The sequence below is a fragment of the Robinsoniella sp. genome (genome assembly GCF_034124845.1).
On the sequence record NZ_JAWYAJ010000220.1, the window covers coordinates 1 to 6,750 of the forward strand.

Annotated in this window: 3 protein-coding genes; all 3 read left to right on the top strand. The window is 43.4% G+C overall.

Annotated elements, in window-relative coordinates:
• On the top strand, window positions 1–2,354 hold a 2,354-nt coding region (locus ACH2DQ_RS10465; protein ID WP_395026672.1), incomplete at its 5' end, for a DNA-directed RNA polymerase subunit beta.
• 35 nt (window positions 2,355–2,389) lie between these two features.
• Window positions 2,390–6,073: a DNA-directed RNA polymerase subunit beta' gene (gene rpoC, locus ACH2DQ_RS10470; RefSeq protein WP_394913615.1), complete on the top strand. Its 3,684-nt coding sequence runs from the start codon at window positions 2,390–2,392 to the stop codon at window positions 6,071–6,073.
• Window positions 6,074–6,306: 233 nt separating this feature from the next.
• Window positions 6,307–6,750, top strand: a 444-nt coding sequence (locus ACH2DQ_RS10475) for an ATP-binding cassette domain-containing protein (protein ID WP_395026675.1), incomplete at its 3' end; no start/stop codon positions are given.

A 6,750-nucleotide genomic window follows, 5' to 3' on the forward strand; every position in this document is an offset into this window, starting at 1 on the left:
AGTTCATGGATCAGAACAACCCGCTTGGTGAGTTGACACATAAGAGACGTTTATCCGCACTTGGTCCTGGTGGTTTGTCCAGAGACAGGGCGGGATTCGAGGTTCGAGATGTTCACTACTCCCACTATGGAAGAATGTGTCCGATTGAAACCCCTGAAGGTCCGAATATCGGTCTGATTAACTCCCTGGCAACTTATGCCAGAATCAATGAGTACGGATTTATTGAGGCGCCGTACCGTAAAATTGACAAAACAGATCCGTCTAACCCGCGTGTTACGGAAGATGTTGTATATATGACTGCAGACGAAGAAGATAACTATCACGTTGCTCAGGCGAATGAGGCTCTGGATGAAGAAGGACATTTTGTTCATAAAAATGTTTCCGGTCGTTACAGAGAGGAAACCCAGGAGTATGAAAGAACTACATTTGATTACATGGATGTATCTCCGAAGATGGTATTCTCTGTTGCTACAGCATTGATTCCTTTCCTGGAAAATGATGATGCTAACCGTGCGCTGATGGGATCTAACATGCAGCGTCAGGCAGTTCCGTTATTGACAACGGATGCACCGGTTGTTGGAACAGGTATGGAAATGAAGGCAGCGGTTGACTCCGGTGTCTGTGTAGTTGCCAAAAAAGCAGGAACGATTGAACGTTCCACATCTAAGACTATCGTTATGAAAAATGATGATGGCTCAAAAGATGAGTATCATTTGACTAAGTTTGCAAGAAGTAACCAGAGTAACTGCTATAACCAGAGACCGATCGTATTCAAAGGCGATCATGTGCAGGCGGGAGATGTTATTGCTGACGGACCTTCCACACAGAATGGTGAAATTGCATTAGGTAAGAACCCGTTAATCGGATTTATGACCTGGGAAGGTTATAACTACGAGGATGCGGTATTGTTAAGTGAAAGACTGGTTATGGAGGATGTGTATACATCTGTCCATATTGAAGAATATGAAGCAGAAGCCAGAGACACAAAATTGGGACCGGAAGAAATTACAAGAGACGTTCCTGGTGTGGGCGATGATGCTTTAAAGGATCTGGATGAAAGAGGTATCATCCGTATCGGTGCAGAAGTTCGTGCCGGAGATATCCTGGTTGGTAAGGTAACCCCTAAGGGAGAGACCGAGCTGACTGCAGAAGAAAGGCTCCTTCGTGCGATCTTTGGTGAAAAGGCGCGTGAAGTCAGAGACACTTCTCTGAAAGTACCTCATGGAGAATATGGTATAGTCGTAGATGCCAAAGTGTTTACCAGAGAAAACGGAGATGAATTATCACCGGGTGTAAACCAGGCAGTACGTATTTATATTGCACAGAAGAGAAAGATTTCCGTTGGAGATAAGATGGCCGGCCGTCATGGTAACAAGGGTGTTGTTTCCCGTGTACTTCCGGTAGAAGATATGCCATTCCTGCCAAACGGACGTCCGCTTGACATCGTATTGAATCCCCTTGGTGTGCCTTCCCGTATGAATATCGGACAGGTACTTGAGATTCATTTAAGTCTTGCGTCAAAAGCGTTAGGATTTAATATATCCACACCGGTATTTGACGGTGCAAACGAAGTTGATATTATGGATACTCTGGATTTGGCAAATGATTATGTGAATCTGGAGTGGGATGAATTTAAAGAGAAACATGAGCAGGAACTGCTTCCTGATGTTATGGATTACTTATATGAGAACAGAGCACACAGAGAACTCTGGAAAGGAGTACCGCTTTCACGTGATGGTAAAGTAAGACTGCGTGATGGCCGTACCGGAGAGTACTTTGACAGTGCGGTTACGATTGGACACATGCATTACCTGAAACTCCATCATCTGGTAGATGATAAGATTCATGCACGTTCCACCGGACCTTACTCCCTGGTTACACAGCAGCCGCTTGGTGGTAAGGCACAGTTCGGTGGACAGCGTTTCGGAGAGATGGAAGTTTGGGCGCTGGAAGCATATGGCGCATCCTATACACTGCAGGAAATTCTGACTGTGAAGTCCGATGATGTTATCGGCCGTGTGAAGACTTATGAAGCAATTATCAAGGGAGAAAATATACCGGAACCAGGTATACCGGAATCCTTTAAGGTATTGTTAAAAGAGCTTCAGTCCCTGGGACTTGACGTGAAAGTACTCAAGGAAGACCAGACAGAAGTTGAAATCATGGAAACCATTGATTTCGGCGAAACAGATCTGCATTCCGTTATTGAAGGCGAGAAGGGCTACAGTGAGGAAGAACCTCTGGAAGACTTCGGATTTAGTCAGCAGGAATTTGAGGACGGCGAGTTAGTTGATGTGGAAGATGAAGAAGAGGAAGCATTTTTAGACCTAGAAGAAGTTCTTGATGAAGAGTAAACGTAGGTAGCTAACAATGGAAAGGAGTACCATCAATGCCTGAAACAGCAAACAATGAAACGTATCAGCCAATGACTTTTGATGCAATCAAAATTGGTTTGGCATCTCCGGATAAGATCAGAGAATGGTCCAGAGGAGAAGTAAAAAAACCAGAAACGATTAATTATAGAACCCTGAAACCAGAAAAAGACGGATTATTCTGCGAGCGTATTTTCGGTCCCAGCAAGGACTGGGAATGCCACTGCGGTAAGTATAAAAAAATCCGTTATAAAGGTGTAGTCTGCGACCGATGCGGCGTAGAAGTAACCAAAGCCAGCGTTCGTAGAGAGCGTATGGGACACATTGAGCTTGCAGCTCCTGTTTCCCATATCTGGTACTTTAAGGGAATCCCTTCCAGAATGGGATTGATTCTGGATCTGTCTCCCAGAGTATTGGAAAAAGTATTGTACTTTGCCAACTATATCGTATTGGATAAAGGAACTACTGACTTACAGTACAAACAGGTTCTGACAGAAAAAGAATTCCAGGAAGCAAAAGAAAAATGGGGAAACACTTTCCGTGTAGGAATGGGAGCAGAATCCATTAAGGAACTGTTAGAAGCCATTGACATGGAGAAGGAATCCGTAGAATTAAAAAGAGGACTGAAGGATTCTACCGGTCAGAAAAGAGCCAGAATTATTAAGAGACTGGAAGTGGTAGAAGCTTTCCGCGGTTCAGGAAACAGACCGGAATGGATGATCATGACAGTTGTTCCTGTCATTCCGCCGGATTTACGTCCTATGGTTCAGCTGGATGGTGGGCGTTTTGCCACATCTGACCTGAATGACTTATACAGAAGAATTATCAACCGTAATAACCGTCTGAAAAGACTTTTGGAATTAGGCGCACCTGATATCATCGTTCGTAATGAAAAACGTATGCTTCAGGAAGCGGTAGATGCTTTAATTGATAATGGACGCCGTGGACGACCGGTAACAGGGCCGGGTAACAGAGCCCTTAAATCCCTGTCAGACATGTTAAAAGGTAAATCCGGACGTTTCCGTCAGAACTTACTTGGAAAACGTGTTGACTACTCAGGACGTTCCGTTATCGTGGTTGGACCGGAGCTTAAGATTTACCAGTGCGGTCTGCCAAAGGAAATGGCAATTGAATTATTCAAACCTTTCGTTATGAAAGAATTAGTAGCAAACGGTACTTCTCACAATATTAAGAATGCCAAGAAGATGGTAGAAAGACTTCAGCCGGAAGTATGGGATGTTCTGGAAGAAGTTATTAAAGAGCACCCGGTTATGTTAAACCGTGCCCCCACGCTTCACAGACTTGGTATTCAGGCATTTGAGCCGATATTGGTAGAAGGTAAGGCGATCAAGCTTCATCCACTAGTATGTACTGCGTTCAACGCTGACTTCGATGGGGACCAGATGGCTGTCCATCTTCCATTGTCTGTGGAAGCACAGGCAGAATGCCGTTTCTTACTGTTATCTCCAAACAACCTGTTAAAACCTTCCGATGGTGGTCCCGTTGCCGTTCCTTCACAGGATATGGTCCTTGGTATCTACTATCTGACACAGGAGAGACCAGGCGCACTTGGAGAAGGCAAAGTATTTAAAAGCGTTAACGAAGCAATCCTTGCTTATGAAAATAAAGCTTTGACATTACAGACCAGAATTACGGTTCGTATGACAAAGATTATGCCGGATGGAAGTGAGCTCACTGGAAATGTAGAATCTACTCTGGGACGTTTCATCTTCAATGAAATCCTTCCTCAGGATTTAGGTTTTGTAAACCGTGATATACCGGAAAATGCATTAAAGCTGGAAGTAGATTTCCACGTAGGTAAAAAGGGATTAAAACAGATTCTGGAGAAAATCATTAATACCCATGGAGCAACCAAGACTGCAGAAGCACTTGATGATATCAAGGCTATGGGTTACAAGTACTCTACCAGGGCAGCGATGACTGTATCCATTTCCGATATGACAGTACCTCCGGAAAAACCGCAGTTGATTCAGCAGGCACAGGATACTGTTGACAGAATTACCAAGAACTACAAGCGTGGTCTGATCACGGAAGAAGAGCGTTATAAAGAAGTGGTAGAAACATGGAAGAATACCGATGATATTTTGACTAAGGCATTGCTTGACGGTCTTGATAAGTACAATAACATCTACATGATGGCTGATTCCGGAGCCCGTGGTTCTGATAAGCAGATTAAACAGCTTGCCGGTATGCGTGGTTTGATGGCGGATACAACAGGTCATACAATCGAGCTGCCTATCAAATCAAACTTCCGTGAAGGTCTTGACGTATTGGAGTACTTTATGTCTGCACATGGTGCGCGTAAAGGTCTGTCTGATACTGCGCTTCGTACAGCCGATTCCGGATACCTGACCAGACGTCTCGTTGACGTTTCTCAGGACTTAATCATCCGTGAAGTAGACTGCTGTGAAGGAAAAGAAATTCCGGGTATGTATGTAAAAGCATTCATGGACGGAAAAGAAGAAATTGAAAGCCTGCAGGAGAGAATTACAGGCAGATTTGCCTGCGAAACTCTTACTAATAAAGATGGTGAAGTTCTTGTTAAAGCAAACCATATGATTACGCCAAGACGTGCAGCACGTATCATGAGCGAAGGTGTGGATGCAAACGGAAAATCATTTGACAAGATTAAGATTCGTACAATTCTGACTTGTAAATCACATATCGGAGTATGTGCAAAATGTTATGGTTCCAACCTTGCTACCGGAGAAGCTGTTCAGGTAGGTGAATCCGTTGGTATTATTGCAGCCCAGTCTATCGGTGAACCTGGAACACAGCTTACCATGCGTACGTTCCATACCGGTGGTGTTGCCGGCGGCGATATCACACAGGGTCTTCCCCGTGTCGAGGAGCTTTTTGAGGCAAGAAAGCCGAAAGGTCTTGCCATCATTACGGAAATTCCTGGTATTGCAACTATTAAAGATACCAAGAAGAAACGTGAAATCATTGTAACAAACGACGAAACCGGAGAAGCTAAGACTTATCTGATTCCTTATGGATCCAGAATTAAAGCACAGGACGGAGCATTGCTGGAAGCCGGTGATGAGCTGACAGAAGGTAGTGTTAATCCACATGATATCCTGAAGATTAAAGGTGTGCGTGCCGTACAGGATTACATGATTCAGGAAGTTCAGCGTGTTTACCGTTTACAGGGTGTTGAGATCAATGATAAGCATATCGAAGTTATTGTTCGCCAGATGTTAAAGAAGATCCGTATTGAAGATAACGGTGATTCAGAATTACTTCCTGGTACACTGGTAGATATCCTTGATTTTGAAGATGTAAATGATGCATTGACAGAAGAAGGCAAGGTTCCGGCAGAAGGAAAGCAGGTAATGCTTGGTATTACAAAGGCATCTCTTGCAACCAATTCCTTCTTATCGGCAGCATCTTTCCAGGAAACAACGAAAGTACTGACAGAAGCAGCAATCAAAGGTAAGATTGACCCGCTTATCGGATTAAAAGAAAATGTTATTATCGGTAAATTAATTCCAGCCGGAACCGGCATGAAGAGATACCGCAACGTAAAACTGGATACCGATTATACACTGGATCAGGGTTATGACGAAGACGAAGATTTTGATGATGATGACGATCTGGATCTTGGACTTGACTTATCAGATGATTTAGATCTGGATGATCTTGGTGAAGAAGATTTAGTTTCTGCTACGGAAGAGTAAGTAATTACAGATTTGGCATGTTATAATACGGATTATAACATGCCATTTTTTAATGGGTAGGAAAGATAGATTCGAACCAGCAAAAGCCTGAAGATAGAAATTGCAACATTCTATCCCCAGGCTTTTGTATTTTATATAAACCCTTTTTGATTTTACATGTACCTTTTCCTCCCCTCCTGATAAGATTAAGACAGTTAAGCAAGAGACAGCATATGAAGATTGGAGGAGGAACAATGGAAAAAACAATATTGGAACTGAGAGATATTGTGAAAACTTTTCCAGGTGTCCTGGCGTTGAATGGCATTGATTTTGAACTTCGAAGCGGAGAAGTGCATGCCATCTGCGGCGAGAACGGAGCAGGAAAATCCACGCTTATGAAAGTGGTTTGCGGAGTACATAAGCCGGACAGTGGAACCATGGTGGTAAATGCAGAAGAAGAAGCATTTGCAAATCCTATGGAGGCATATCAAAAAGGGGTTTCCATTATATTTCAGGAAACAAGTCTGTTTGAGGAAATGACCGTGCTGGATAATTTGTTCTTGGGGCACGAAATGACGAAAAAGATTGGCTTTGTAAGTGTGATTGATTATGAAGGAATGAAGAAGCGGGCAAAAGAAATCTTTAAAAGGCTGAATACCCAGATGAATCTGGAGGTTACGATTAAAACTTTGGGGATG